The sequence below is a fragment of the Anaerobacillus sp. 1_MG-2023 genome, assembly GCF_030547345.1.
Classification (GTDB): domain Bacteria; phylum Bacillota; class Bacilli; order Bacillales; family Guptibacillaceae; genus Guptibacillus; species Guptibacillus hwajinpoensis_B.
This window is the reverse complement of sequence record NZ_JAUORD010000005.1, coordinates 121,361-147,022: the sequence shown is the minus strand read 5'-3', so window position 1 is coordinate 147,022 and position 25,662 is coordinate 121,361. Positions and strand designations below refer to the sequence as shown.

Sequence of the window (25,662 nt, the reverse complement as noted above, 5' to 3'; positions counted from 1 at the left end):
TGGCGACGTGTACGCACTGCAAACGAAAGATTTAACGCTTGGATATGGAGAACAAACCGTTATTGATCAGCTGAACTTATTGATTCCTAAAGGAGAGATGAGCGTTCTCATTGGTGGAAATGGATGTGGCAAATCAACGCTATTACGAAGTCTAGCTAGACTTCTAAAGCCGCATTCTGGAGGAATTGTTCTTGATGGGGAGGCTATTTCGAATAAGCCAACAAAGGAAATCGCTCGGAAAATGGCTATCCTTCCACAGTCACCAGTCGCACCTGAAGGCCTCACAGTTCTGCAGCTCGTTAAGCAAGGACGGTATCCTTATCAAACGTGGTTTAGTCAATGGTCTGAAGCGGACGAAGATGCCGTTCAAAACGCGCTAAAAGCAACGCACATGGAAGAGTTTGCTGAGCGTAATGTTGATTCCCTTTCTGGAGGACAGCGGCAACGTGCCTGGATTGCGCTTACACTTGCTCAGGATACGGATATTATATTACTTGATGAACCAACAACGTACTTGGACCTCGCTCACCAAGTGGAGGTACTCGATTTACTTTTTGAATTGAATAAAGAAGATAACCGGACCATTCTAATGGTTCTTCACGACTTAAACCTCGCTTGTCGCTATGCCGACCATATTATTGCTGTAAAGGATAAGGGCATTTATGATCAAGGAAAACCAGAAGAGATCGTGAATGAAGAGCTTGTGAAGCATGTGTTTGGGCTTCAATGTAACATTATAGAGGATCCGCTATTCGGTACACCGCTTTGTGTACCACATGGCAAAGGGAGGAAGGTAAATGGTCGCTGAGCACCCGGTGTTTACGAGAGAAGAGATAGAAAGACTGGAACAGTTTCGCCTGACTGTGGGTGAAAGCAGTGCAAGCTTTGTGCAGCTACACGATGAGCATCACTTAAAAGGTCTTCTTGAACAGCTCGTGGAGGAAAGCCATTTTCCATCTATAATTGTGGCGGGATCACAGTTTATGAAAAGATATGGTTTTATGACGGTTGTGCCGATACTGTATGCTTTTACGATGTGGGATAAAGCGATTCTGGCAGGACCTAATGAGCTTTGCTATGAAGTTGATACAGATGCGGAGCCCTGGATGATGAAGCTTATGATTGATAACGACGTAGACGTCACCATTATTCAGAAAGATCGTGTTGAAATAAGAGCAGCACTTGCCAATAAACTGATTAACGAGAACCTTGCTCCGTTTGTTGAAGCAATGGTGAAAGCGACGAAATTATCAGCGGCGATTTTATGGGAGAATGTGGCCATTTACTTGTTCTGGCTCTATGAAACTCTGATCCCATCTGAGGGAAATGAGGTACAAGTGCGTCGAGCTAAAGAAGACTTTCATTACCTTCTCAAGGAGTTCAACTGCACAAGTTTCACCTGCGGCGCAAACCCGTTCATGCCGTATTATTCAGAGAAAGTGAAGCGTGAAGAAGGAGAGATCCGCTTCCGACGTACATGCTGTTTGTACGATCAAATATCGGAAGGTGGCGCGTGCTGTAAGACGTGTCCTAAAGCGCGCTAGGAGTGGTGACAGGCACCACCCGGTTTAGCTCGAATACTGTCGAAATAGCTTGGCGTCCCCTGAAAGGGGACGCCAAGCTATTTTTTCGGTTTTCTTTTGTAGGTGTAGCTTCTTATAAAGAGATAAAGACCGGTAATGATAATTCCGCCACCAATCCATTGCATCGTATGCAATGTTTCGCCAAGGATAAAATAGGCGAGAATACTAGCCCCGATCGGTTCAAATAGGATGCTCATTGAAATGACATTTACGCTCACCCACTTCACAGCCCAATTTAATAGAGAATGACCGAGAAGCGTTGGGAATATCGCGAGCAAGATGAAATATCCCCAGTCTGTAGATGGATAAGTAAAGAACGGGTAGCGTAATACAACGTTATAGATGATAAGCGTAAGAGCAGCGATACCATACACGATAAAGGTGTATGGCATCAGATCCAGCCGCTTTCGAATGTTCTGACCGAACAAGAGGTATCCAGTTACCATGGCACATGCTGTCAGAGCTAAAAGATCCCCCCACAGAGCCATTCCACTAATCTTGAAATCCCCCCAGCTGATCACAATAGAGCCGGTCACAGCGGTCACCCCTCCAGCAATAGCTAGAAGGGTGAGTTTTTCTTTGAAGAAAAGATACGTACCGATAAAGGCAAACAGCGGCTGTAATGTGACAAGAACAACAGAGCTTGCAACGGACGTGTAGTTGAGTGACTCAAACCAGAGAATAAAGTGAAAGGCGAGACTAACGCCTGCAAGACTTCCGAATCCCCAATCAGAAGCTTTAATATGACTAAAGGCGTTTCGATAGCCTCGTAGGATAATTGGAAGCATAATAAGTATGGCAAAAACGAGACGGTACATCGCAATAATCGAAGCTTGAGCAGTTGCTAGCTTGACGATGACGGCGGAAGTGGAGATAAATAGGATTGCGATAATAATGGCGATGTATGGCTTCGTATGTTGGTTTTTAAACAATGGGATTCAATCCTCCATTACGACTTAAACGAGTTCTGCTTCAGCCTCGGCTTTTTGATCATGCTGCACACAGCGATTATACCCGCCGATGCGCTGTTCAATTTGCTCTCCTAGCTGAAAAAGCGCTTCTTCATGACCAATGCGGCTTACTAGCTGTACACCGATTGGAAGGCCTTCTTTACTAGTTCCAATTGGAATTGTAAGAGAAGGGAGCCCCCACACATTCGCATACGCAATGTAAGGCATATAGTTCAAGAAGGTTTTACGAATGGAGAAAAGTTCTTGATACAATTCTCCGTGAAGCGGTGCCGGTGAATGATAGACTGGCATAATTAAGATTCGGTCGTCCAAATAATCTTCTAAAATTTCATCTCCACGCTTTAGAGAAGCATGGATTTGTTTGATTTGTTTTTGGTTAGGCTTGAAAAGCTTCGTTCCAATAAGCGCCCACGATAAGTAGGGATGTACATCTGAACTACGGAAAAGCTTTTCCTTCATGTATTCACCGATTGGACTTGCTTTATCGTTTTCCAACATAAGCTTAGCCATATCGGCTCCCCCGTCAATCGACATCATTTGTTGCCACATGAGAGCGGCTTCTTCAAAAAATGGGGGATTTGCCTGCTCTTCAGAAAGCTCGCCATCAAACGCATCCCTTATGGTTGTGATCAATTGAAACGTTTCGCGATTAATCGGATAGCGATGGTGAGGAACTGGGTAGACGAGTTTAAAATCTGCAAGGTTACGTTCAGGTGGCTGTTTGTGGGCGATAATCTGGTTAATTAATCTCGCATCTTGGACAGACTTGCTCATCGCACCAATTCCTAGCATGCGTTCTTGCTCTGGCTTATCAACAAAAGGAAAATTTCCTTCTTGAGATACCTGACGATTGCCGGATTTAAAGCCAATAATGCCATTAAAATGGGAGGGAAATCGAATCGAGCCGCCGATGTCAGCACCGAGACCAACTGCGGCACCGCCTGCAGCGATCAAAGCGCCTTCCCCACCGCTAGATCCACCTGCTGTTCTTGAGGTGTCCCACGGGTTATTCGTTCTGCCGTAATGCTTATTATCCGTTTCCTGACAAAAACAAAGGGCAGGTGTATTCGTTTTTCCGAGTATAATGGCACCTTCTTCGCGAAGGCGTCTGACAACTTCAGCATCTTTCTTCTCGCGAGAGCCTGCACGATACCCGAGGCCTCCTGTTGTTGTCATGTTCGCTACATGAAAGCACTCTTTTACACTAATCGGAACGCCAAATAGTCGCCCTTTAGCATCTCCTGTAGTGAGGGTATAATCTGCTTTTCTAGCTTCTTCTATAGCTTGATCAAAGCGATCTTCTACAAGGCAATTTAAGGCTGGGTTAATGGCATTCAGATGATCAATATACGTTCTAACAGCATGGTACGATGAAATTTCTCTGTTGGAAATCTTCTTCGATAGGGACAAGGCATCCATTTCTAATAGTTTCATGCTATCCCTCCATATTTTACCGGCCTACCCTCCGGTATCAATACATTACTGTATTCGTCTTGAACGTACAAAATCCTTTAAATCGAGACGTCACTCAATAGAAAAGGCATTTCATCTATGTCGAAATGCCTTTTCCCTTCAGCTTTACAACGCAACGGAAGATTCTGAAGGAAGAACACCATAAAACACGTTACGCTCATTTGTTTTCGGATGATAGTAAACGAGTAAAATGGTTTTCTGTATTTGCCCGTCTTCTGAGCTCGGTAACAGATCGATTACTGTATGCTTATACAGGTCTCGTTCAGATAGGTTTAACGCTTGATAGTCTTCTCCAAGCAAAGCTGGTTGTTCATTTACAAGCTTCAATAGGGCGTTTTCTTCTTCTTTCTCAAGGCGATCACGCCACCACACCGTACGAGGCTTCTTTTTGGATTTTGATAAGTAATCGATTTTCATAAGTGATGTGACACGCTCATGATGAGCTGGAGCATGCTTCTCAATAAAGTCAGCCAGGCGTCGGAATAAATCTTCTAGCTGATGCCCAATTCGTGACCAGCCTTTTCCTTCCCAATGGCTGCCGAAACCTTGGAAGAAATCAAATGGAGATTGGAAAACTTCTGTGACAAGATACTCAATTGTTGCGTCCATACGATGATCATTCCAGTATTTTTCTAGCACGTCTTCTACCTGTTTAATGCGAATAACGTCATCAAAGGAAAGAACGTTATTTCCAAGAATTTCATAAGGTGCATGATCCATGTAAAGGTAGCCATGTTTCTCAGCGCTTAGACGGACACCTGTGCCGCGTAGCATTTTCAAAAAGCCAAGCTGCAGCTCTTCCGGACGGAAGGAGAAAACGTCGTTAAACGTTTTTCGGAAAGAAGCGTAGTCTTCTTCAGGAAGTCCAGCGATTAAATCAAGGTGCTGATCAATTTTGCCGCCGTCTTTCACCATTGTGACTGTTCGCGCAAGCTTCTCAAAGTTTTGCTTTCGCATCACGAGTTCATTTGTTGTATCGTTGGTTGATTGAATACCTATCTCGAATCGGAAGAGTCCGGGCGGAGCTTCGCTATTGAGAAATTCTAGTACTTCCGGTCGCATAATATCAGCCGTGATCTCGAACTGAAACACACAGCCCGGGCGGTGTTCATCAATAAGGAATTGAAACATATCAATCGCGTAGTTTCGTCTAATGTTAAATGTTCGATCAACGAATTTAATCGTTTTTGCCCCGTTATCCATTAAGAAACGCAGTTCTTCCTTCATTCGATCTACAGGAAAATACCTTACGCCAACTTCAATAGAGGATAAGCAGAATTGACAGGAATAAGGACATCCCCGACTCGTTTCAACGTAAGTGACGCGGCGACCAAGATCAGCAAGGTCTTCTTCGAATCGAAAAGGGGATGGAATCTCACTTAAGCTTAGTTTTGGTGCTGGTGGATTAATATGATTACTTCCATCTTTTCTGTAAACAATTCCTTTTACGTTTTCAACTGATTCTCCTGTTTCAATTGATCGAAGCAGTTCTTTAAACGTCACTTCTCCTTCTCCCATGACAATATAATCAGCTTGAGGTATACGGTCGAGCCACTCATACACATCATATGACACTTCAGGACCGCCAAGTACGATCGTGAGCGATGGATTTACTTTCTTTAACATTTCAATGACTGGAATCGTCTCTTCAATATTCCAGATATAGCAGCTAAATCCAATGACATCAGCCTTCATACTGTGGAGGTCACTTACAATATTCATAATCGGATCTTTAATCGTGTATTCTGCCATTTGTACATCATAATCTGGGGCAGCAGAGGCTTTCAAATACCTTAATGCGAGACACGTATGGATGAACTTCGCATTTAACGTACTTACTACAATCTTCATTTTTTTCCAACTCCTGATCGTTAATCTCTCTATTATATCACCTTCATTACAAATAATTTAGATAGGATAGCGTGATCGCTTGTGGGTACATTCGGAAAATATTTGAAATGAAAACGCTTTCGTGAGAAAATAAGTGAAAAAATAAGGAGTGAGCTAATTGGAACTTGCTTCAATAACGCCTGAACACCCTTTTTCGGAACAAGACTTTGAATACACAGCATTACTGCCGAGTTATCGTGTCGATTTAAGGAATCCGAGGAATGAACAGCTCGATCGCTTTGTGAATGCAAATATGGTAAGCGACTGGTCGCAAATGTCTTGGAAACAGGTAGGAAGGCCGTTTGAAGTGAAGAAGCTCGCGAAAGAGCGTCTAGATTGGGAATCTGAACATAAGCAGGTTATGCCTGTGAAAACCTCTTGGGAGTATTTTAATCGCTCATTTCACAATCTATTTATGCAAGATGTACCTGCCGAACAGCAGCGCTTGAAGTCTTCTCTAAAAGATAGCTTCAAAGGCTTTCATCTTCGTGATGTCAAGAATGGCCTGGGGGAGATGGTACGCTTATCTCTCTGGAATTATGTGCACCGCATCGAGGATGGGATTTGGGATCCGCGTGGAAAGCGAGCGCTTTTTGAAGGACTTGATGTAAAAAATCCTCGTATTCTCTTTCTTGGTGCTGCCGAAGGGTATGAAGCAATGCAGCTTCATGCGATGTATCCGGGTGGAGAAGTTGTCATGGTAGATTACGATGCCTTCTGTAAAACAGATCGTTTTGCTCATTTTCCGAATACGTATCCCTTCCTTGGAACGAATCCACAAACGGGCGGGCCAAAGGTTTGGTACAAAGATCAAATGAACATTAGCTATCTTGTAAAAGACATTCGTGAACTCGATTTTCATAAAGAGTTTGATATTGTTCTAAGTGTAGGGTTGCTTGAACATGTGCCGGATGGACATAAACCAGCTATTTTAAATTGGCATCGCAAATTTGTAAAAGATGATGGATACGTTATTATGACAACACCTCGAAATCAGATGAAGTCGCGTCTTTATTATCATGTGATGGCTGATATGATGAATCATACGTATCGTGAGCTAATGGATATCCGTCAAATGGGACTCTATGTGTATGAAAACGGCATGGATATTGTAAGGCACGGCTATATTAAAGTGCATAACGGCATTATTGCAAGAGCGCGCTGATTGCTAGCGATTCTTGCTTAACTATGATAAAAGTGAGGTGAGACAACGAATAGGAGGGATAAAATGAGTGTACATTCATTCACTGCAGAAACGCTTCAAGGGAAAGACATGCCGCTATCAGAATATAGCGGAAAGGCTCTTTTAATCGTCAACACGGCTAGTAAATGCGGATTAACACCACAGTATGAAGGACTTCAGGAGCTGTATACGTCGCTTGAGGACAAGCCGTTTGAAATTCTAGGCTTTCCTTGTAACCAATTTGGAGAGCAAGAGCCTGGATCGAAGGATGATATTGAGGAATTTTGCTCCATTAATTATGGCGTGAGTTTCCAAATGTTTGCGAAAATCGATGTAAACGGTAGCGATGCTCATCCTCTTTATCGCTATTTAACGCACGAAGCGCCAGATGTTGAACACGGCGACATTCCCTGGAATTTTACGAAGTTCCTCGTAAATCAAGATGGTCATGTCATGAAACGCTATGAGCCAAAGACAGAACCAGCTGCTATTAAGAAAGATATTGAGGGAATGCTCTAAAAAGGTTCGGAATTTGTCGAAACGGGGTATATCATTTCTGAGGTGATAAATCAAAATGAAATGGTGGATTCCGTTTTGCTATATGATTGGCACGTTTTCAGGAGCGATGCTCAGTGGATGGAGCATGGACCGTGAATGGGATGTGTTTCCTTCATTTGCGATGGCAATTACAGCATTTTTCTTAAGCACTTTATATATTGTCGTTCGCGACATCGTTCCAAAAGTCTTTGATGAGACCCTACGCAATTAGTGCGCAGGGTTTTTTAATACCCTATTAACAGCTCATGTCGAATGGATGGAAAGGTGGTTTGGCTTCGTATAGAAATTCCGATCGACCATGCTCCCACCTCCACGCTGCATAAGCAGCAAGACACGCATCAAAAGAATGCGATGATTCGAGTGCTTTTTCTGGAATTCCTGTTACCCCATCTTGTTCGAGAAAGTACTTTAGCTGATAGCGATGTTCTGTTTCTGATTTATAAGCGAGAATAGATTCGATATTGGGTTCTCGCAAACCGATCGCGGCTCCAGGATGCACTTCCACAATAGTAGCATGTGGTGAAAGCGTCCTCGAGAGTGAGATTCCTCTAAGCGTTAAATAAACCATTCGCGTCATCGTTGGCGTCATAATCGATCCGCTTCGCATCCCGATTTTAACGACCGCTTTTCTAAGTGCTCTGTCTGCAGGTCGATCGCCGCCACCTGGTTGGTAAGAAAGGGGGGCATCGATTCCAATGATTGTGTTATGTGTGAGCTTTCCTTGCTGATAAATGTCCTCATCTGTTGCCCCTTCGATGAGCTGATGAAAGGAAAGCGCGGAATCATCTCCATGAAAGATCGCTATAGAGGTATCTTTTGTATTAGATGGTCCTGATAAATCAATTCCGATAAAGCGTTTCATAACATCTCTCCTTTCGCTTAATTAAACAATAAGTGGAAAATGGGTTCATGTAAACGAGTAGTGTACGTTATAATGGGGGAATAGAAACGGACTGATTCGTATGATAGATATCAAGCAAAAAGTATTTAAATTTGTTGGTGGACGAATTCTTAAAACGGGACTGGCTGCATTTTTGACGGCGTGGATTTGTGATGCGCTCGGCCTTCCTGTTCTCTTTGCTGTGATTACAGCCATCGTAACGGTGGAGCCTACTGCATCGGACTCCATAAAAAAAGGGATCGTGCGTTTTCCAGCGGCTGCAATCGGAGCCGGATTTGCCATGTTATTTGAATCCATGCTTCATCAATCACCCTTCACTTATGCGCTAGCCGCAACCTTCACACTTATTGCCTGTCATAAGCTTGGACTTGATGACGGTATGCTTGTTGCAACGCTAACAGCAGTTGCGATGATTCCCGATACATCAGGAGAGTATATGATATCTTTTGTAGGAAGATTGAGTACGACGCTCATTGGGATTGTTGTTTCAACAGCAGTAAACTACTTTGTTATGCCACCGAAATTCCATACTATGATCAATCAAGGTGTAAAGCGACTGTACCGCAACGCTGGTGATTTACTAGATCAAATTATCGCAGATCTTCCGCATGCCAAAAGACAAACACTCGTATATCAGCGCTTAAGTCGTGACCTTGAACGAACATACAAATTAATTGCCTATCAGCGGGAAGAGTGGAAATACCGCAGGCACAGCATTCATGAAGTTCGCACCTTTTCTGTTGTTCTTAAAAAACTGGAATACTTGCAGAAGATCCTTTACCATCTTGGAAATATGCTATTTACCGATACGAAAAATGGCATTGATCCCGAAGATCATCGCATCATTATTGAAGCCGGTCGTTCGATCTCCAAAGCTTTTCATAACCCTTCCACGCAGCTGACACAGGAGCATATCGATAGCATTGAAAAGCTTGATCAGCTATTTCATGATCTCGATGATTCAAGAGATGAAGCGACAGATCCCCGCCATCATTTTACAGGAAAAATGATTGTGATATTTGAGTTGCTTTCCTTGAATGATGTGATTGATGATTTGTCGATTCTAGAAGAAAAAGAGAGTCGTTACATGAACAGAGGTGAAAAACGTGACGCTGATCTTTGAAGAAAAGTGGGACCGTACGATAGCTGACAAAGATCGTAAACGAATCCAGGACATTTACGACGAGAACCCGATCCAAGAAGGAAAGCTTCAGTTTGTTCCAATTCGAGTAGCTTTTAATCATCGTAATGAACTGCTGGCTTCTGTTTGTATTCTAAATGGTATGGGTGATTGGAAATTAGATGATCGCCTGCTCTCTTATTTTGAAGATAACAGCTTAGTGGCAACAGAACGGTTTACCCATAAGTTAACTGTTCCATCTCATTCAGCTGTACCATGGACGTTTATTTTTCCACCAGAGACAAGGATTCGACAGGCTTCTCTCAAGAACTGGAGTATTTCCTGATTATTTTACAAGCGAAAACAAATTTTAGGCCACTTTTTACTATATTTCGTTGTTATTCGACGTTATCGATCTGAATCGGTAAAGTCGAATGACAACGAACCGAGTAGAAATGTGGCTTTTTTTGTTTTATAACAGTTTTCCTTTTTGGAGGGTGTTCTAATAACCTGTACCAATTAAAGGAACAATATGGTATAGTAAATTTGAAATTTTCTAACTATTAAAGGGGGAGAAGTTGCATGGGAAAGAAAAGAAGACTTAGTTTATTCGTTATTGTACTATCTATAGCGATGGTGCTTGGAGCTTGTGGAGGTTCTGATTCAGACGGAAAAGCAAACGGATCTCCTTCAGAGCTTAGTTTATTAACGGGAGGAACGGGAGGAACGTATTTCCCACTTGGCGGTGAACTAGCAAATATAATTCAAGATGGAACCGATATTGAAAGTGCCAATGCTCAGTCATCAGGTGCTTCTGTTGAAAATATGCAAATTCTCCAGGATGGAGATGCGGATATCGCATTTACTCAAACAGATATCGCGGCATACGCAACAAACGGTGAGTTAATGTTTGAAGATGGAAAAGTGGACAACATCCAGGCGATTGGAACACTATATCCTGAAACGATTCAAATCGTAACTCTTCAGGAGAGTGGCATTGCTTCTGTGGATGATTTGAAAGGAAAGAAAGTTTCCGTTGGAGCACCAGGTAGTGGCACATACGCGAATGCGGAGCAAGTGCTAGCTGCTCATGATATTACGATGGAAGACATCGATGCTCAGCATCTTGCATTTGATGAGTCTACTGAAGGGATCCAGGATGGCACAATCGACGCTGCTTTTATTACTTCTGGTACACCGACTGGTGCAGTAGAAGGCTTGTCTGCAGTGAAGCCAGTGAACATTCTTCCAATCGAGCAAGATAAAATCGATAAGCTAATTGAAGAGCACCCGTATTATGCAGAAGATACGGTGAAAAGTGGAACGTACGGTCTTGAAAGTGATGTGAAAACTGTCGCAGTTCTTGCGATGCTTGTAGCTCGTTCAGACCTTGATGAAGATTATGTGTATCAAGTAACGAAAGCGATCTTTGATAACTCTGATAAAATTACGCACGCTAAAGGTGAGTTTATTACAGCTGATACAGCGCTAGAGGGTGTTGGGATTGACCTTCATCCTGGTGCTAAGAAATACTTTGATGAAAAAGGTGTCGAGTAAAGTAGCGAATCTACAAAAAAGGATGTGACGGACGCAGGTGAAAAGCCTGCGTCTTCTTACTATGAAACCTTCCGATTCAACGAAACAATTCATGTACCAAACGACAATTGCGGTTGCCCTTATTTTAGTCGTTTTTCTTTACCCATTTTTTCCTGTAATGGCGCTCGAAAAAGGAGAGTCAGGCAAAGTTCTGGCATATGTTCCTTTTGAGGATGATTCGGCTAACTTCGACATTCGCTATACGCATTCTGTGCACAAAACACCTGTTCAGGAGTCTTATTATGTATCTGAATCTGGTGAGATTGTGCAATACGAACTCTCATACGAGAATTTTGCCATCGGAATGCCTTCAAATGCGGATGCAGGGGAACGATTTGTACAGGATAAGGATGGATACAAAATTAAAGATATGAACAGGAAATTTCCGTTTATTGATATGAGAACGGGTCAGGTCGTCGCAAATCACGTGCTTCTTGTCCAAGATAAAGAGATTGAATTAAGTCGGATCATTGAGCCTGGTTCATGGCTTCACCTTGAATCAGAAACAATCAGTTTATGGCAGTGGATGAAAGGAGTGAACGTGCTTGAGTGAGAAAGATCAGCCTCCGAAAACGAAGCAAGACAAAGAGCAGATGACAGATGAACAAACGCAGGAATTAATGGCGAAATTCGATCCCGAAGCAGGTCATCGTAGGCTGACAGGTATAATCGGATGGATCTCACTTGCTGGTCTCGTAGGCTTCTCCGTTTTCCAATTATACACAGCTATTTTCGGCGTTTTTACAGCACAGCTTCAGCGATCCATTCATTTAGCGTTCGCGCTCGGACTAATTTTTCTATTATTTCCTGCTTCCAAAAAGAAGCTGCGTAATAAGACAAAAGGGAAGTTTCAAGTTGCCTGGTATGATGGTTTACTAGCCATTATTGGTGTTTACGTTGGGATGTATTGGCCTTTAAATTTCGATGAACTTGTGTATCGGATTGGACGCCTTACAACGCTTGATTTAATTGTAGGGCTTTTAGCTATCCTGCTTGTTCTTGAAGCAACGCGACGGGTGGTAGGGCTTCCGATTACCGTGATTACGTCTATTTTCTTGCTTTACTCTTATTTCGGACCTTATATGCCGGGATTTTTGCAGCATCGTGGATTGAGTATGGATCGCATTATTCGCTCGATGTACTACACGACAGAAGGAATTCTTGGAACGCCGCTTGGGGTGTCTTCCACATTTATTTTCCTTTTCCTCCTCTTCGGAGCTTTTCTCGTCAAAACAGGGGTTGGTCAGTACTTCAATGATCTTGCTCTCGTTATTGCAGGAAAACGGGTTGGAGGACCGGCAAAGGTAGCCATTTTCTCAAGTGCGCTTCAAGGAACCATTAGCGGAAGCTCAGTTGCGAATGTTGTGACCTCGGGTTCATTTACGATACCAATGATGAAGCGACTTGGGTATCGGAAGGAATTTGCTGGTGGAGTAGAGGCAGCAGCATCTACAGGTGGTCAGCTTATGCCGCCAATTATGGGCGCAGCGGCGTTTCTAATGGTGGAATTTATCGGTGGTGGCATCACCTACTGGGAAATTGCCAAAGCGGCTGCGATTCCTGCGGCCCTATATTTTACGGGTATTTGGATCATGACTCATTTTGAAGCAAAGCGCATTGGATTAAGAGGTTTGACGGAAGATGAAATGCCAAACCGAAAAGCTGTACTTGCGCGGATCTATCTTCTTTTTCCAATCGTCGCTGTTATCTTCTTCTTAATGTCAGGCACGTCCGTTACGCGTGCAGCTCTTTATGCGATTTTGTCAGCGATTATCGTTGGAGCAATTAATAAGGAAACTCGTATGGGAATCGGCGATTTCATTGATGCCCTCGCGAATGGGGCAAGAACCGCACTTGGAGTGGCGGCTGCAACCGCTGCAGCGGGGATGATCGTAGGTGTAGTTACTCTAACAGGACTTGGGTTAAAGCTTGCGAATAGTCTTGTTTCGCTTTCTGGTGAAAATTTGTTGCTCACCCTTTTCTTTACGATGATTGCCTCCCTTATTCTTGGGATGGGGTCTCCAACGACCGCAAACTATGTTATCACGTCAACAATTGCAGCTCCGGCATTGATTGTATTATCTGTCCCTGAGCTATCGGCGCATATGTTTGTGTTCTATTTCGGTATTGTCGCAGATATTACACCGCCGGTTGCGCTCGCTGCATTTGCGGCAGCAGGTGTATCGGGGGGTGAGCCGCTTCGGACAGGGGTTCAATCAGCTAAGCTCGCGATTGCGGCATTTATCATTCCATACATTTTTGTGCTCTCACCCGAGCTCATGATGATTGATACAACGTGGCAAAGTCTTCTTTGGGTACTTTTCACGTCATTAACGGGAATGATTAGCATCGGCGCAGGTATGATTGGTTATTGGTACCGCCGAACTGTTTTAGTTGAACGGATCGCTGCAGTAGCGGCAGGCGTAATGCTTATTTATCCAGATGGTTCTACAGATCTCATTGGACTCGGGCTATTTATCACTCTGTTAGCTCTTCAGTTCTTGATCAAGCAGGACGGTGGAAAGAAAGAAGTTGCGAATGCATAAATCGAAAAGTCGCTCCTACTAAGAGGGCGACTTTTTCTATGTAAAAAACGCTAAGATCTGCTGATTCCCGGTAGAAGAAGAGTGTGATATGATGAAAGCGTCGTCATAAATAGAAATTCGTTTGAAGAGAAAGGACTTCCCTTCTTTTTATCGAAGTGGAACCTGTTAGCTTATACTCTGAAGGAGGATCACAATGGATTATCGAATTGAACGAGACACAATTGGAGAAATCAAAGTACCAGCAGATAAAATGTGGGGTGCTCAAACTCAACGAAGCAAGCAGAACTTTAAGATCGGTGACGAACAAATGCCGCTTGAGGTTGTAAAGGCATTTGCGATTTTGAAGAAGAGCGCAGCACTTGCAAACCAGCGTCTTGGCAAGCTTGAAGATGAGAAAGCTGAAGCCATTGTGAAAGCAGCGGACGAAGTGATCAACGGCGATCATAATGAACATTTCCCACTTGTTGTGTGGCAGACTGGAAGCGGCACGCAGTCCAACATGAATATGAATGAAGTACTTGCATACCGTGCAAATGAACTTTTACAAGAACAAGGAAGCGAAGCACGCGTTCATCCAAATGATGACGTGAATAAGTCCCAATCTTCCAATGATACATTTCCAACAGCACTGCACGTTGCGGCAGTTCTTTCTGTTGAAGATCATCTTTATCCAACCCTTATTGAATTAAAAGAAACGCTTTATCAAAAAATGAAGGATAATGAACATATTATTAAAATCGGACGTACTCATCTTCAGGATGCTACGCCACTCACGCTTGGACAGGAAATTAGCGGCTGGCATCGCATGCTGGTAAAATGTGAAAACATGCTGCTTGAGAGCGTTAAGTATATGAAAGAGCTTGCGATCGGCGGTACGGCGGTTGGAACAGGATTGAACGCACATCCGAAGTTCGGTGATATGGTGGCCGAGGAAATTAGCAAAATGACGGACAAGACGTTCGCATCCGCTGAGAATAAATTCCATGCGCTTACAAGTCATGATGAAGTAGTGCATGTCCATGGCTCGTTGAAAGCTCTAGCGGCAGATCTTATGAAAATCGCAAACGATGTGCGCTGGCTTGCAAGTGGACCGCGCTGTGGTATTGGTGAAATTACAATTCCAGCTAACGAGCCAGGAAGTTCGATCATGCCAGGGAAAGTGAACCCAACACAAAGTGAGGCGCTCACAATGGTAGCGTCGCAAGTGATGGGGAATGATGCGACAATTGGTTTTGCGGCAAGTCAGGGGAACTTTGAGCTGAATGTCTTCAAGCCGGTCATTATTTATAACTTCCTACAGTCTTCTCGCCTCCTTGCGGACGGCATGAAGTCGTTTAATGATAACTGTGCAGTTGGCATTGAGCCTAATGAAGAAGTGATCCAAGATTATTTGAAGAATTCACTTATGCTTGTGACAGCTTTGAACCCACATATCGGTTATGAGAACGCAGCGAAAATTGCGAAGAAAGCCCATGAAAATGGAACAACGCTACGTGAATCTGCCCTTGAGAGCGGTTTGCTCACAGCGGAGCAGTTCGATGATATCGTACGTCCTGAAGATATGATTGCACCAAAAGAATAATAGGAAAAAGCGGGATCTCTGGGATCCCGCTTTTTTGTACGGCGAAAGCAGCCCAAAACCTCCGGCTGTTTCAGCCTTTAGATTGAGACAAAAAGCGTCTCATTCTAAAAGGTTCCACCATCCTACGGATTTTAACGGGCTGCTTTCGCTTTTCTTTCAGGAGTGGAAAGCGTTTACACTTTCCGAGGTAAAATGGCCATGATGCCTTTGTAGATCAAGACAAGTGCAAATAGCAGCGCTGCTAGAAAGCCAACAACTTCGAAGACCGGATTAAGACTTTCGAGGAATGAATCTGCCTCAGACAAACGAAGTAATGCAAACCCAGCAATCATAGCGGCTACGAAAAGCAATGTTCGATCCAACATATCAGCACTCCCTTTGAAAGAAATATTTTTAGTGCCCTACAAATATATGCAGTGTGAGACGAGCGAAGAACTATTTTATTTTGGGGTCTGACCCCTCTCTGTCCCCCTTTATGTACATTTATTCTCTTCCAACAAACAAAGAGTAAAATTCTTTTCATTTTGTTGACGGAATGAATGAGTGCGAGACGTCTATATAAGTGAAAGCAGTGAGGTGAGAGAAAGTGAAGCAAAAGCTTGTCGAATGGCAGACGGAAGAAGGATTTCGTGATGTGGTAAGCAACTATGCGAATGGACTTTATGCGGTCGCTTATAGTGTTCTTGGGGACTATCATCTTGCACAGGATGTTGCGCAGGAAGCGTTTATTAAGGCCTATTTGAAGCGAAAGACGTTGGAAAGTCCTGAGAAGGTGGGGAGCTGGCTAACAAGTATTGCTCGAAATTTGAGTCTGGATATGAAGAGGAGACGAAAACGAATGGTTCAACTACTGGAGCATTCATTTCATGAGAAGACACTTGCAAATATGCTTGAAAAGAAAGAGACAGAGACAAGCGATTTGGTTTGGCATGCGCTGAATGAATTAAATGAAGATATTCGCACCCCTGTCGTTCTTTACTATATGGGTGGCTATTCGATGGGGGAAATTGCTTCGATGTTAGAACGCTCCACCTCTGCAATTGAAAGTTGTATTCGAAGAGCTAGATCAAAAATGAAAAAGGAGCTGTTTGAAATGGTTGAAAAGAATATGAGCGAGCAAAACGTTGGGGAAGAATTTGAGCGAAAAGTGTTTAAGGAAATACGTCTCCGTAAGGCGCTTTTCGATCAAGTTGAATTAACGAACGCAAACTTCATGAATTCGAACTTAGCACAGTCAATCTTTTCTGACGCTTATATGGTAGAAGCGACCTTTACAAATATGAATATGAGCGGTATTTCTTTCCGAGATATTGACCTTAGCGATCTGAAAATCGAAGATGCACAAATGGGAGGGGCTGTTTTTCGTAATATCGGATTACCCCCTGAAGATCACTTTGCGGCAGGAAGAAGAGAGGAGCACATGCCAATTCTTTTCGAAAACTGTGATCTGCATGGGAGTAGGATAACGGATTGTAACTTAAAAGGTGTGAAGATCGAGAAATCTGAGGTAGAAGGTATGACAATTGATGGGATTTCGGTGGAAGAGCTGTTGAAGGTTTATGAGGAGAAGAACGAAAAATAAAAGAACCGTTGATCTCAACGGAGATCAACGGTTCTTTCTATATCAATCATTTATTCTTACTTCCACTCTTTCACTTTATCAGTGTCTGTTACAAATAAGAAAATCTTACCTTTATCCATTTCTTCTTCATAGCGTTCAGATTCATCTTTGGAAAAGCCGATTTCCTGCATTTTGGTGCGCAGTTCGTCGCCTTTCTTAATAAAGACATTTTTCAAGCTGCTGAGACCCATTTCCTTTTTGCCGATTGTATTCGCATCAACGCTGTCTGCTACGCGCTCTGTGCGGTCATCGTCATGGGAAAGCACGTAAATATCATCGTTAGCTACACCGATATTTTCTAACTCTTCAATGTCGCTTTTTAATTTCTCATCATTCTGGTATTCGCGTACTACTGGTCTACTCACAATATTGCCTCCTTCAAAGATTGTTCTGCTTTTTTTGATCTCACATGTACTATACACGCTCAGAAAAAGTTCTAAACGGGAAAATTACACATCAGTGTGCTGCGTGATTATAGCAATGTAAGGCATAATAAGTTCAAAAGGGATTGTGATAGGGTATAGAAAGAATAGAACAATCCAATCAGGAGGCGATCGAAATGAGTTCAGAACAATTAGGCGTAAAAAAAGGGAAGCTTGCTCCGTGTCCAGATAAACCAAATTGTGTGTCGAGCCAAAGCACGGATGAGAAGCATGGGATGAAGCCGATGCCATACAATGGGACGGCAGAGGAAGCAATCGCAAAATTAAAAACAATCCTAACCAATCGAAAGCGAACAGAAATTGTAGAAGAGGGGACAGACTACATAAGAGCAGAGGAGAAATCAAAGCTATTTAAATTTGTCGATGATATTGAGTTTTACATTGATACAGCAAATGAGAGCATTCACTTTCGTTCTGCTTCACGGACTGGATATTCAGATATGGGAGTTAATAAGAAGCGAATGAATGAAATTAAAGAAGAATTTCAGAAAGCATAAAACAACAGGTGCCTATGCGGCACCTGTTGTTGATTTATCAGAAGTCATTCGCTTCCTCATTTTCTTCTACTAGTGTATCTTCATTCTCATCTTCTCGGTCATCTTCTTCTCGTTCGGAAGAAAGGAACCAGCCTCCTAGTGCAATCGCAACAAGAACGCCCCAGAATGTGATTTTCCATGCGGGTTCTTTTGGGAAATCCTCAGCAAGAATGCCGAGGTTTGGATGAGCGAGCGTATAAATCGCAAGCTTTACCCCTACCCATCCAACAATCACGAAAGCAGCGGTTTCTAAACCTGGCTTACGGTGCAAAAGCTTCACAAAGTAATTAGCAGCGAAGCGCATAATGATTAGCCCGACAATTCCACCGGTTAAAATAACGAGGAATTGTCCACCATCCATACCGCCAATTTTCGGTAGCGTTGTATGAGGTAGCGTTAGCGCTAACGCCACAGCAGCTAGAATGGAGTCAACGGCAAATGCGATATCAGCAAGCTCCACTTTTAAAACCGTCGTCCAAAAACCAGGCCCTTCCTCAGACTTTTGATTTTCCTTCTCCTTCTCTTTTCGATCGCTGAGTAAAAATTTTTTCGCGATGTGATTTAAACTGAGAAACAAAAGATAAATCGCTCCAATGGCTTGAATTTGCCAAATATCAACGAGAAAGGAAATGATGAAGAGAGAACCGAAGCGGAAAACAAATGCTCCTCCAAGGCCATAAAACAACGCTTTTTTACGTTTTTGTGGGTCAAGATGCTTCACCATTATGGCCATGACAAGGGCGTTATCTGCTGCCAGCACACCTTCAAGACCGATCAGAACGACGAGCACCCACCCGTATTCCAGTAAAAGACCAACATCCATGGTTATCTCTCCTTTACCTTCTCATTAGTATTCCCAGTTGGACAGTCCCATACTAGAAAATACATGCTTTAAAAGGTAGATCTATCCTATAATCGATTTCATTCCGACAATCCTTGAAATCTTTTATCGTTTTGAAATGATGCCAAAATGGTATAAGGTAAAGAGTGGAGGTGGAAACATGCGTTTAGAAAATAAAAAAGTAATCAGTCTTGTTCATCATGAATTTGAAGATTTGGAGCTTACTTATCCGTACTATCGTTTAATTGAAGAAGGGGCCACGGTACATTACGTTGGTGAGAAAGCAGGAGAGAAGTATATTGGTAAATATGGTGTTCCCGTCGTTGCCGATTATGCTTATGAAGATATTAATCCTGCCGATTACGACGCGATCCTTGTTCCTGGTGGATGGGCGCCTGATAAGATTCGCCGTTTCCCTGAAGTATTGAAAATGGTTCAGCATATGGAAGAAAATAAGAAGCCAATCGGCCAGATTTGCCATGCTGGTTGGGTATTAATTTCCGCAAAAGTACTAGAAGGAAAGAAAGTGACAAGTACGCCAGGCATTCGTGATGATATGGAAAATGCCGGTGCGACTTGGATTGATGAGCCCGTTGTTATTGACGGACATCTTGTATCTGCGCGTCGCCCGCCAGATCTTCCACAGTACGGAAAAGCCTTTGCTGATATTTTAGCGAAATAATATAAAAAGCTCACTCTAAAAAAGGAGTGAGTTTTTTATATTATTCTGTTACGCGATCCAGTTTTCCAGTTGCAGGGTCAATCACAAGCCCGTGAACAGGAAGATCCTTTGGAAGAAGCGGATGATTCTCAATCATTGATACGCTACCGCGCACGCCATCTTGAACCGTTGTAAATCCTTGTAGCCATGAGTGAAGGTCAATCCCTACGTGCTTCATAGAAGAAACAACTTCTTTTGTTACACTGTCTTCCATTTTGTGTAGCAACGCATCAGGATCTACTTTGCCCATTCCACAGTCATGATGCCCAATAACCCAAACTTCTTCCGCCTGAAGTTCATATACGGCTACAAGAATACTGCGCATAATACTGCCAAATGGGTGACTCACTACAGCACCGGCATTTTTAACGATTTTCACATCACCGTTTTTTAGATTCATCGCACGTGGAAGAAGCTCTACAAGACGCGTGTCCATGCAAGAGAGGATCACGATTTTTTTATCGGGAAGACCTGTTGTTTCATAAGGGACATACTCTTTATTAGCGACAAATTCCTCATTAAATTTTAATACTTCATGAAGGGTATCCATAATATTATCTCCTTGTCCTTTTAATTTTTTTCATTTGGCATGCAGTTTGGTACACTAGTGATAAAGATCCTTCAGTTAAAGGAGTTTATCGATATGAAAGATATACCAATTGATCATCTGGTTCAACAAATGAATGCACGAATGAAACAGCTCACATACAATGTGGAAGAAAATGATGCAGATGTCGATGGCATTCGAGAAGAGCTGATTGCCATTAAAACTTATTGTGACATGCTGCTACAAGCATCGGGAAGTAATAGGTCTAAGCCTGCTGCCACCGCTGGAATTAAACCGATTCAGCAGCAAGCTGCCGCACCAGTTCAACAGTCGCTTTCATCAAAGCCGATGAAGGACGATGATGCGAACGAGGACTCGATTTTTGATTTTTAAGCGAAGCCGCCAAAGAGCGGCTTTTTTGTTTGCCGTTTTTAAACGCCGAACGCCTTCGGATAAACAACTTCTCCGCTAACATCTTTTAGCGCGTCTTTCTTAAGTTCTTTTACCATGAACGCATCTCCTGCATTAAAGGGACCAGAAATGTTCTGTTCAGAAGCAGGGACAAAGCCGAATCGTGGATAATAGTCTTGGTGACCAAGCACGACTACGTGACGATATCCAAGCGAAGTAGCTCTCATTATGCCATCATTGATCAACATGCCCCCAACTCCTTCCCCCTGTAATTCGGGAACGACTGCGACAGGAGCAAGGGCTAGGGACGTGAGATTTCCTTTTTCTGTTGAGATGGTGATTTCACTAAAAAGGATGTAACCAACCGGATTCCGTCGATTATGTAGCGCGACAAGCGAAAGCTCAGGAACAAAGTGCGCAGACTCCCGAATCCTACTGACTAGCTTAATCTCATCTTCTCCACCAAATGCTTTTTGTAAAATGGTTGAGATGTCCTCATGATCTTGTAACTTTTCTTCACGAACTTCAATCATGTTTCCATCTCCTTTTCTCTATCTTATTTTTTCAAAAATGAAAATAAAAAGCAACAATATTGCAAGAGATGTTTATTAGCATTCTGATAGGGAATTACCACCAATATTGGAAGGGATTTGTATAAAAGAGGGGGCCAGAAGATATGTTTCAGAAAGTGAACCGAGTTCTGGGAAAAGCCGAACAGGCCATCCTCAGCTACTCGGTTATTTTTATGACATTGATTCTTGTGGGAAACGTGATTAGTCGCACTGTTTTTCAAGCGAGCTGGACGTTTGCTGAAGAAACAGGACAGTTTTTTATAATTATTGTAACATTTATCGGTGTCAGCTATGCAGCGAGAAAGGGAAGGCACCTGAGGATGTCGGCCTTATTTGAGCTGTTGCCGAGAAAAGGTCAAAAAGTTCTTACCTTAGTAATAACGTTGCTTACATCACTTACATTATTTTATTTAACCTATATCGCTTTCGAATATGTAGGGACGGTACATGAACTAGAGCGCGTAACACCAGCGCTAAGAGTTCCCGTTTATTTAGTAGCGGCATTTATTCCAATCGGCTTCTTCTTTGGTGGATTGCAATACCTACATCAGTTTGTCCTTAACATGAAGCATGAAGAGATTATTCTAGCAACAGAAAAGGAAGAAGATTTTCAAAGTGAACTAGACGAGAGAGGTGACGGCGTATGATATGGGTGATGTTACTCATTATGTTTATTCTGTTATTCATGGGATTCCCAATGAAGATACCAATGATTGTTGCACCGATTGTGCTCCTCATCGTCTATTTTCCTGACCTCGATCCGATGGTGTTAACTCAACAGTACTTTAGCGGTGTTCAGCCGTTCGTGTTACTTGCTGTTCCGATGTTTATTTTTGCTGCCGATATTATGTCAGTTGGAACGACGGCTAATCGTCTTCTTGAATTTGTTGGTCGATTTATTGGTCACGTTAAAGGTGGCTATGCGATTACAACGGCTGCGACGTGCACGCTGTTTGGTTCCATATCAGGTTCTACGCAAGCAACGGTTGTAGCGGTCGGGAAACCGATGCGTCAGAAGCTTCTTCAATCAGGCTATAAAAATTCGCAAGCTATTCCACTTATCATTAATGCGAGTGACGTCGCCTTGCTCGTACCACCCAGTATAGGCATGATTATGTATGCCGTTGTAACGGGAACCTCGGTTGGAGAACTTTTCATAGCTGGTATTTTACCAGGTGTGATCATCTTTCTGTTTTTTGCTGTCTATAGCTACATACTCGCACGAAGAAAAGGAATTGAAGGACAAGAGAAAGCGACCTGGAAAGAACGTCTACAGGCAACAAGAAGAGCGCTTCTTCCATTAGGATTCCCGGTCATCATTGTCGGTGGTATTTATAGCGGCTTTTTCAGTCCAACGGAAGCAGCTGCAGTAAGTGTTTTATATGCGGTGGTTTTGGAAGTTTTTATCTATAAAAAAATCAAAATTACCGAGCTACCGAAAATTGCTGAGTCAACAGGTGTTGTAACGGCTGCAGTTTTTATACTCGTAGCTGCTGGTACCGCACTTTCCTGGGTGCTTTCTTATGCGAAATTGCCACAAGAGCTCACCAACGCTGTATTAGGAACAGCCCCAACGGCGATTAAGGTGCTGCTAATTGTCGCCCTCTTTTTCTTTATTGGGTGTATGTTTGTTGACCCTTTAGTCGTCATTATTATCTTAACACCGATATTCTACCCTGTTGCGATGGATGCTGGTATTGATCCGATTGTACTAGGGGTTCTCATCACTCTTCAGGCGGCTATAGGATCGGCAACACCACCGTTTGGAGTTGATATTTTTACGGCTGTTGCAGTGTTTAAACGGCCTTATCTTGAGATTATTCGGGGCTCTGGCCCGTATCTGTTAATGCTACTAGCAATCTCATTACTATTCATCTTTTTCCCAGAAATCATTACGTTCTACCGATATTTATAAAGGAGGGACAACATGAAGAATAGGCTCTGGCTTATTCCGGCTCTTTTGCTCGTTATTGCGGGCTGTTCCCAAGTTACAGAAGGGAAAGAAGCCGAATATATTTTCAGATTTGCTCATGAAGAATCACCTTCAAGTGTGCAGGCAGACTACGTAAAGGAATTTGCTGACAAATTAGAGAAAAAATCTAACGGTCGAATTAAAGTTGAAAGGTATCCGATCGGACAGCTTGGCAATGCCACAGAACAAGCCGAGCTTCTTCAAATTGGAGCTATTGACTTTGCGATTGCTTCCCCGGGAAATACAGGGACGATCGTACCTGAAAACCAGCTATTCTCTCTACACTTCTTATTTTCAGATGAGATGGATGTGAACAAGCAGGTGTTAAATGAAAGCGACGCGCTGTATGAAGACCTAAATAGCCTCTACCTAGAGAAAAACATAAAAGTTCTCGATTATTGGACAGAAGGATTTATGAATTGGACAAGCAATCAGGAGCTCGCGGTGCCGACTGATTTCAATGGATTTAAAATGCGCACCATGCCATCTCCGCTTATTGTCGCAGCATATGAAGCTTATGGCGCTAATCCAACGCCAGTACCATATATGGAGGTTTACAGCGGATTACAGTTGAATATGATTGATGGACAGGAAAATCCGATGTTTGCAATTGAAGAAATGAATTTCTATGAAGTGCAAAAATACTTAACGCTTTCGAAACACGGTTTATACATTACAACAACAGCTGTTAACCCTGACTTTTATGAAAGTCTTCCGAATGATATCCAACATATCGTTGATGAAACTACGGCAGAGATGCAGGAGCGTTCATTTGCCATTCAAAACGAGTTCAACCAGTCAGCACTGGATCACATTAAGTCAGATAGTGATATTAACGTTGCAGAATTAAATGAGGAAGAGCGCCAGAAATTTGAAGAGCAAAGTCAGGAAGTAAGAGAGTACTATAAGCGTCTTGTTGGGGAAGAAGGTGCAAAAATACTTGATAAATTAGAAAAAGATATCCAAAAAGCAGAGAAAAACTAATAAAAAAGCCCTCGAACGAATCGAGGGCTTTCGTGTGCTTATTGGAAAAATGGATATTGACGGCGTTCTTGTTGAACGGAAATCCATTTAACAGTTGTAAATTTATCGAGTGCCCATTCACCACCGAAACGGCCAAGGCCTGACTCTTTTTCACCACCGAATGCCATATGTGCTTCATCGTTCACCGGCTGGTCGTTAATGTGGACCATGCCCGTTTCGATTTGCTGAGCAACCTGAACACCGCGGTTTAAGTCGCGAGAGTGAACTGAGCCACTAAGGCCGTATGGAGAGCCATTTGCAATTTCGATCGCTTCGTCTACTGTGCTAAATTTAAGGATTGGCGCAACAGCACCGAAAATTTCATCTTTTGCGATCGGCATGTCATTCGTTACGTTTGTTAAAATAACTGGATGCATCACGTTACCTTCTACTTCGCCACCAAGAATCTTCTCAGCGCCCTGTTCAAGAGAAGCGTTTAGTGACTCTTGAATGCGTTCAACTGCGTCGTTGTTGATGAGTGGGCCAACAGCTGTTTTCGCGTCAGAGGGGTCGCCTACTTGAAGAGAAGCTACTTTTTCTTTGAAGGCTTCAACAAATTTGTCGTGAATGCTTTCATGCACGATAATGCGGTTGATCGCCATACAAATTTGACCCTGGTGCAAGAATTTACCGAACGCCGCTGATTCAGCTGCCTGATCGATATCCGCATCATCAAGAACGATAAACACGTTGTTACCGCCGAGCTCTAGCGCCGTTTCTTTAATGTTCTTACCTGCAAGCTCACCGATATGTTGACCAACTTCAGTTGAACCTGTGAAGGAAATCAATTTCGGAATCGGGTGTGTGACGAACGCATCGCCGATTTCAGAACCTCGTCCAGCTACGACGTTTAGTACGCCTTTCGGAAGTCCTGCTTCTTCAAATAGTTCAGCAATTAAGAACCCAGCAGTTACTGGCGTTTCAGATGCTGGTTTTAGAACAACTGTGTTACCTGTTGCGATCGCTGGTGCAACAGAACGCATAGAAAGGTGAAGCGGGAAGTTCCACGGTCCGATGACACCGATGACGCCTTTTGCGCTTTTATATATGCGGTTTTCTTTACCTGGTGTATCAGAAGGTGCGATTTGTCCCTTCATACGGTATGGGAACGATGCAGAGTCTTTTACAACGCGAGTAGCTGCTGCCCATTCAACATTTGCTTTGATTTTTGTACTGCCAGATTCTTTCACTAGCCAGTCAACGATTTCTTCTTTTCGTTCTGTCATGAGCGCCGCTACTTTATCAAGAATTTGCTGGCGCTTGCCTGGTGTTGTTTGTGCCCAGGATTTTTGTGCTTCTTTTGCCGTTTTATAAGCTTTATCTAGATCTTCTTCAGATGCTGAATTTAATGTAAAAATTTCCTCGCCTGAAAATGGATTATAATTTGTTACAGTTTTGTCACTAGAACCCTTAACCCATTCACCGTTAATATATTGCTTTGTATATGTGTTAGCCATGAGTCATCCTCCTTTAGTGTACGTTAGAGAAGGTTCCCGAATGCTTAAAGGATTAAACATACTAGCATACAAGAATGTTTTTCCAACATAAAAAAGGCGTGAAGGGACAAATTGA

The 25,662-nt window shown here is 42.9% G+C and carries 28 protein-coding genes; 18 read left to right on the top strand and 10 right to left on the bottom strand.

What is annotated here, in order from left to right:
• Window positions 1-7 precede the first annotated feature (7 nt).
• Both Q4550_RS10950 and Q4550_RS10945 read left to right on the top strand, forming a co-directional pair.
• Window positions 8-808 carry an ABC transporter ATP-binding protein gene (locus Q4550_RS10950; protein WP_303532645.1) on the top strand — a complete coding sequence of 267 codons (801 nt, stop codon included), beginning with the start codon at window positions 8-10 and terminating at the stop codon, window positions 806-808.
• The gene (locus Q4550_RS10945) at window positions 798-1,544 is read left to right on the top strand and encodes an IucA/IucC family C-terminal-domain containing protein (protein ID WP_303532643.1); all 747 of its coding nucleotides are present in this window, start codon (window positions 798-800) and stop codon (window positions 1,542-1,544) included. The genes Q4550_RS10950 and Q4550_RS10945 overlap by 11 nt, the downstream gene beginning before the upstream one ends.
• Before the next feature lie 77 nt (window positions 1,545-1,621).
• Here Q4550_RS10945 and Q4550_RS10940 read toward each other — a convergent pair whose 3' ends face one another.
• The 3 genes from Q4550_RS10940 to Q4550_RS10930 all read right to left on the bottom strand — a co-directional run bounded on the left by Q4550_RS10940 (window position 1,622) and on the right by Q4550_RS10930 (window position 5,878).
• The gene (locus tag Q4550_RS10940; protein WP_303532640.1) at window positions 1,622-2,515 is read right to left on the bottom strand and encodes a DMT family transporter; all 894 of its coding nucleotides are present in this window, start codon (window positions 2,513-2,515) and stop codon (window positions 1,622-1,624) included.
• A gap of 24 nt (window positions 2,516-2,539) precedes the next feature.
• Complete coding sequence (locus Q4550_RS10935) at window positions 2,540-3,988, bottom strand: amidase (RefSeq protein ID WP_303532637.1); 1,449 nt, start codon at window positions 3,986-3,988, stop codon at window positions 2,540-2,542.
• A gap of 144 nt (window positions 3,989-4,132) precedes the next feature.
• Complete coding sequence (locus Q4550_RS10930; RefSeq protein WP_303532634.1) at window positions 4,133-5,878, bottom strand: B12-binding domain-containing radical SAM protein; 1,746 nt, start codon at window positions 5,876-5,878, stop codon at window positions 4,133-4,135.
• Between the two features lie 157 nt (window positions 5,879-6,035).
• Between Q4550_RS10930 and Q4550_RS10925 the strand changes: the two genes are divergently transcribed.
• The 3 genes from Q4550_RS10925 (at window position 6,036) to Q4550_RS10915 (ending at window position 7,869) form a co-directional block, all read left to right on the top strand.
• Window positions 6,036-7,082 (top strand): class I SAM-dependent methyltransferase, encoded by a 1,047-nt coding sequence (locus Q4550_RS10925; RefSeq protein WP_303532632.1) that lies wholly within the window; start codon window positions 6,036-6,038, stop codon window positions 7,080-7,082.
• Between the two features lie 63 nt (window positions 7,083-7,145).
• A complete protein-coding gene (locus Q4550_RS10920; protein ID WP_303532630.1) occupies window positions 7,146-7,619 on the top strand; it encodes a glutathione peroxidase in 474 nt (157 codons plus the stop codon).
• Between the two features lie 55 nt (window positions 7,620-7,674).
• Window positions 7,675-7,869 (top strand): hypothetical protein, encoded by a 195-nt coding sequence (locus Q4550_RS10915; RefSeq protein WP_303532627.1) that lies wholly within the window; start codon window positions 7,675-7,677, stop codon window positions 7,867-7,869.
• A 24-nt stretch (window positions 7,870-7,893) separates the two neighbouring features.
• Here the strand turns inward: Q4550_RS10915 and Q4550_RS10910 are convergent, their stop codons facing one another.
• Window positions 7,894-8,520, bottom strand: a complete 627-nt coding sequence (locus Q4550_RS10910; protein ID WP_303532624.1) for a DUF429 domain-containing protein — start codon at window positions 8,518-8,520, stop codon at window positions 7,894-7,896.
• 100 nt (window positions 8,521-8,620) lie between these two features.
• Here Q4550_RS10910 and Q4550_RS10905 point away from each other — a divergent pair, with 100 nt between their 5' ends.
• The 6 genes from Q4550_RS10905 (at window position 8,621) to fumC (ending at window position 15,403) form a co-directional block, all read left to right on the top strand.
• Window positions 8,621-9,682 carry an FUSC family protein gene (locus tag Q4550_RS10905; protein ID WP_303532623.1) on the top strand — a complete coding sequence of 354 codons (1,062 nt, stop codon included), beginning with the start codon at window positions 8,621-8,623 and terminating at the stop codon, window positions 9,680-9,682.
• Complete coding sequence (locus Q4550_RS10900) at window positions 9,666-10,025, top strand: SLAP domain-containing protein (protein WP_303532622.1); 360 nt, start codon at window positions 9,666-9,668, stop codon at window positions 10,023-10,025. Before Q4550_RS10905 ends, Q4550_RS10900 begins: the two co-directional genes overlap by 17 nt.
• Before the next feature lie 236 nt (window positions 10,026-10,261).
• A complete protein-coding gene (locus Q4550_RS10895) occupies window positions 10,262-11,236 on the top strand; it encodes a TAXI family TRAP transporter solute-binding subunit (protein WP_303532620.1) in 975 nt (324 codons plus the stop codon).
• A gap of 37 nt (window positions 11,237-11,273) precedes the next feature.
• On the top strand, window positions 11,274-11,828 hold the full coding sequence (locus Q4550_RS10890) for a DUF1850 domain-containing protein (protein WP_303532619.1): 555 nt from the start codon (window positions 11,274-11,276) through the stop codon (window positions 11,826-11,828).
• Window positions 11,829-11,868: 40 nt separating this feature from the next.
• Entirely contained in the window at window positions 11,869-13,821 is a 1,953-nt protein-coding gene (locus Q4550_RS10885; protein WP_303532837.1) for a TRAP transporter permease, read from the top strand.
• Between the two features lie 193 nt (window positions 13,822-14,014).
• Window positions 14,015-15,403, top strand: a complete 1,389-nt coding sequence (gene fumC / locus Q4550_RS10880; RefSeq protein ID WP_303532617.1) for a class II fumarate hydratase — start codon at window positions 14,015-14,017, stop codon at window positions 15,401-15,403.
• A 173-nt stretch (window positions 15,404-15,576) separates the two neighbouring features.
• Here the strand turns inward: fumC and Q4550_RS10875 are convergent, their stop codons facing one another.
• Window positions 15,577-15,768, bottom strand: a complete 192-nt coding sequence (locus tag Q4550_RS10875; protein ID WP_098445502.1) for a hypothetical protein — start codon at window positions 15,766-15,768, stop codon at window positions 15,577-15,579.
• 221 nt (window positions 15,769-15,989) lie between these two features.
• Between Q4550_RS10875 and Q4550_RS24575 the strand changes: the two genes are divergently transcribed.
• Window positions 15,990-16,985 (top strand): sigma-70 family RNA polymerase sigma factor, encoded by a 996-nt coding sequence (locus Q4550_RS24575; protein WP_303532615.1) that lies wholly within the window; start codon window positions 15,990-15,992, stop codon window positions 16,983-16,985.
• 56 nt (window positions 16,986-17,041) lie between these two features.
• Here Q4550_RS24575 and Q4550_RS10865 read toward each other — a convergent pair whose 3' ends face one another.
• A complete protein-coding gene (locus tag Q4550_RS10865; RefSeq protein WP_303532613.1) occupies window positions 17,042-17,389 on the bottom strand; it encodes a YflT domain-containing protein in 348 nt (115 codons plus the stop codon).
• Window positions 17,390-17,583: 194 nt separating this feature from the next.
• On the opposite strand from Q4550_RS10865, the gene Q4550_RS10860 reads away from it, so the two are divergent.
• Window positions 17,584-17,964, top strand: coding sequence for a DUF1499 domain-containing protein (locus tag Q4550_RS10860; RefSeq protein ID WP_303532612.1), 381 nt, complete (start codon window positions 17,584-17,586; stop codon window positions 17,962-17,964).
• 37 nt (window positions 17,965-18,001) lie between these two features.
• Here the strand turns inward: Q4550_RS10860 and Q4550_RS10855 are convergent, their stop codons facing one another.
• Window positions 18,002-18,826, bottom strand: a complete 825-nt coding sequence (locus tag Q4550_RS10855; protein WP_303532611.1) for a TerC family protein — start codon at window positions 18,824-18,826, stop codon at window positions 18,002-18,004.
• A gap of 178 nt (window positions 18,827-19,004) precedes the next feature.
• Here Q4550_RS10855 and Q4550_RS10850 point away from each other — a divergent pair, with 178 nt between their 5' ends.
• A complete protein-coding gene (locus tag Q4550_RS10850) occupies window positions 19,005-19,526 on the top strand; it encodes a type 1 glutamine amidotransferase domain-containing protein (RefSeq protein ID WP_303532609.1) in 522 nt (173 codons plus the stop codon).
• 40 nt (window positions 19,527-19,566) lie between these two features.
• On the opposite strand, the gene Q4550_RS10845 is transcribed toward Q4550_RS10850, so the two are convergent.
• Window positions 19,567-20,115, bottom strand: coding sequence for a beta-class carbonic anhydrase (locus Q4550_RS10845; RefSeq protein ID WP_194218277.1), 549 nt, complete (start codon window positions 20,113-20,115; stop codon window positions 19,567-19,569).
• Between the two features lie 93 nt (window positions 20,116-20,208).
• Between Q4550_RS10845 and Q4550_RS10840 the strand changes: the two genes are divergently transcribed.
• Complete coding sequence (locus tag Q4550_RS10840; protein WP_303532608.1) at window positions 20,209-20,505, top strand: DUF5327 family protein; 297 nt, start codon at window positions 20,209-20,211, stop codon at window positions 20,503-20,505.
• Between the two features lie 38 nt (window positions 20,506-20,543).
• Here Q4550_RS10840 and Q4550_RS10835 read toward each other — a convergent pair whose 3' ends face one another.
• Complete coding sequence (locus tag Q4550_RS10835) at window positions 20,544-21,056, bottom strand: GNAT family N-acetyltransferase (protein WP_303532607.1); 513 nt, start codon at window positions 21,054-21,056, stop codon at window positions 20,544-20,546.
• A gap of 143 nt (window positions 21,057-21,199) precedes the next feature.
• On the opposite strand from Q4550_RS10835, the gene Q4550_RS10830 reads away from it, so the two are divergent.
• Genes Q4550_RS10830 through Q4550_RS10820 form a run of 3 tightly spaced genes read left to right on the top strand, consistent with a single transcriptional unit; the run spans window position 21,200 to window position 24,051 of the window.
• Window positions 21,200-21,742: a TRAP transporter small permease gene (locus Q4550_RS10830; RefSeq protein ID WP_303532606.1), complete on the top strand. Its 543-nt coding sequence runs from the start codon at window positions 21,200-21,202 to the stop codon at window positions 21,740-21,742.
• Window positions 21,739-23,010, top strand: coding sequence for a TRAP transporter large permease (locus tag Q4550_RS10825; RefSeq protein WP_303532605.1), 1,272 nt, complete (start codon window positions 21,739-21,741; stop codon window positions 23,008-23,010). The genes Q4550_RS10830 and Q4550_RS10825 overlap by 4 nt, the downstream gene beginning before the upstream one ends.
• Before the next feature lie 12 nt (window positions 23,011-23,022).
• Window positions 23,023-24,051 (top strand): DctP family TRAP transporter solute-binding subunit, encoded by a 1,029-nt coding sequence (locus Q4550_RS10820; protein ID WP_303532604.1) that lies wholly within the window; start codon window positions 23,023-23,025, stop codon window positions 24,049-24,051.
• Between the two features lie 38 nt (window positions 24,052-24,089).
• Here Q4550_RS10820 and Q4550_RS10815 read toward each other — a convergent pair whose 3' ends face one another.
• The gene (locus Q4550_RS10815) at window positions 24,090-25,547 is read right to left on the bottom strand and encodes an aldehyde dehydrogenase family protein (protein WP_303532602.1); all 1,458 of its coding nucleotides are present in this window, start codon (window positions 25,545-25,547) and stop codon (window positions 24,090-24,092) included.
• Window positions 25,548-25,662 lie beyond the last annotated feature (115 nt).

Excerpts from the sequence above, each read along its gene's own strand:
- Q4550_RS10945 (WP_303532643.1), top strand. The coding sequence starts at position 798 with ATGGTCGCTGAGCACCCGGTGTTTACGAGAGAAGAGATAGAAAGACTG.
- Q4550_RS10935 (WP_303532637.1), bottom strand. The coding sequence starts at position 3,988 with ATGAAACTATTAGAAATGGATGCCTTGTCCCTATCGAAGAAGATTTCC.
- Q4550_RS10930 (WP_303532634.1), bottom strand. The coding sequence starts at position 5,878 with ATGAAGATTGTAGTAAGTACGTTAAATGCGAAGTTCATCCATACGTGT.
- Q4550_RS10920 (WP_303532630.1), top strand. The coding sequence starts at position 7,146 with ATGAGTGTACATTCATTCACTGCAGAAACGCTTCAAGGGAAAGACATG.
- Q4550_RS10915 (WP_303532627.1), top strand. The coding sequence starts at position 7,675 with ATGAAATGGTGGATTCCGTTTTGCTATATGATTGGCACGTTTTCAGGA.
- Q4550_RS10910 (WP_303532624.1), bottom strand. The coding sequence starts at position 8,520 with ATGAAACGCTTTATCGGAATTGATTTATCAGGACCATCTAATACAAAA.
- Q4550_RS10905 (WP_303532623.1), top strand. The coding sequence starts at position 8,621 with ATGATAGATATCAAGCAAAAAGTATTTAAATTTGTTGGTGGACGAATT.
- Q4550_RS10895 (WP_303532620.1), top strand. The coding sequence starts at position 10,262 with ATGGGAAAGAAAAGAAGACTTAGTTTATTCGTTATTGTACTATCTATA.
- Q4550_RS10885 (WP_303532837.1), top strand. The coding sequence starts at position 11,869 with ATGACAGATGAACAAACGCAGGAATTAATGGCGAAATTCGATCCCGAA.
- fumC (WP_303532617.1), top strand. The coding sequence starts at position 14,015 with ATGGATTATCGAATTGAACGAGACACAATTGGAGAAATCAAAGTACCA.
- Q4550_RS10875 (WP_098445502.1), bottom strand. The coding sequence starts at position 15,768 with ATGTTGGATCGAACATTGCTTTTCGTAGCCGCTATGATTGCTGGGTTT.
- Q4550_RS10860 (WP_303532612.1), top strand. The coding sequence starts at position 17,584 with ATGAGTTCAGAACAATTAGGCGTAAAAAAAGGGAAGCTTGCTCCGTGT.
- Q4550_RS10855 (WP_303532611.1), bottom strand. The coding sequence starts at position 18,826 with ATGGATGTTGGTCTTTTACTGGAATACGGGTGGGTGCTCGTCGTTCTG.
- Q4550_RS10850 (WP_303532609.1), top strand. The coding sequence starts at position 19,005 with ATGCGTTTAGAAAATAAAAAAGTAATCAGTCTTGTTCATCATGAATTT.
- Q4550_RS10845 (WP_194218277.1), bottom strand. The coding sequence starts at position 20,115 with ATGGATACCCTTCATGAAGTATTAAAATTTAATGAGGAATTTGTCGCT.
- Q4550_RS10840 (WP_303532608.1), top strand. The coding sequence starts at position 20,209 with ATGAAAGATATACCAATTGATCATCTGGTTCAACAAATGAATGCACGA.
- Q4550_RS10835 (WP_303532607.1), bottom strand. The coding sequence starts at position 21,056 with ATGATTGAAGTTCGTGAAGAAAAGTTACAAGATCATGAGGACATCTCA.
- Q4550_RS10830 (WP_303532606.1), top strand. The coding sequence starts at position 21,200 with ATGTTTCAGAAAGTGAACCGAGTTCTGGGAAAAGCCGAACAGGCCATC.
- Q4550_RS10825 (WP_303532605.1), top strand. The coding sequence starts at position 21,739 with ATGATATGGGTGATGTTACTCATTATGTTTATTCTGTTATTCATGGGA.
- Q4550_RS10820 (WP_303532604.1), top strand. The coding sequence starts at position 23,023 with ATGAAGAATAGGCTCTGGCTTATTCCGGCTCTTTTGCTCGTTATTGCG.
- Q4550_RS10815 (WP_303532602.1), bottom strand. The coding sequence starts at position 25,547 with ATGGCTAACACATATACAAAGCAATATATTAACGGTGAATGGGTTAAG.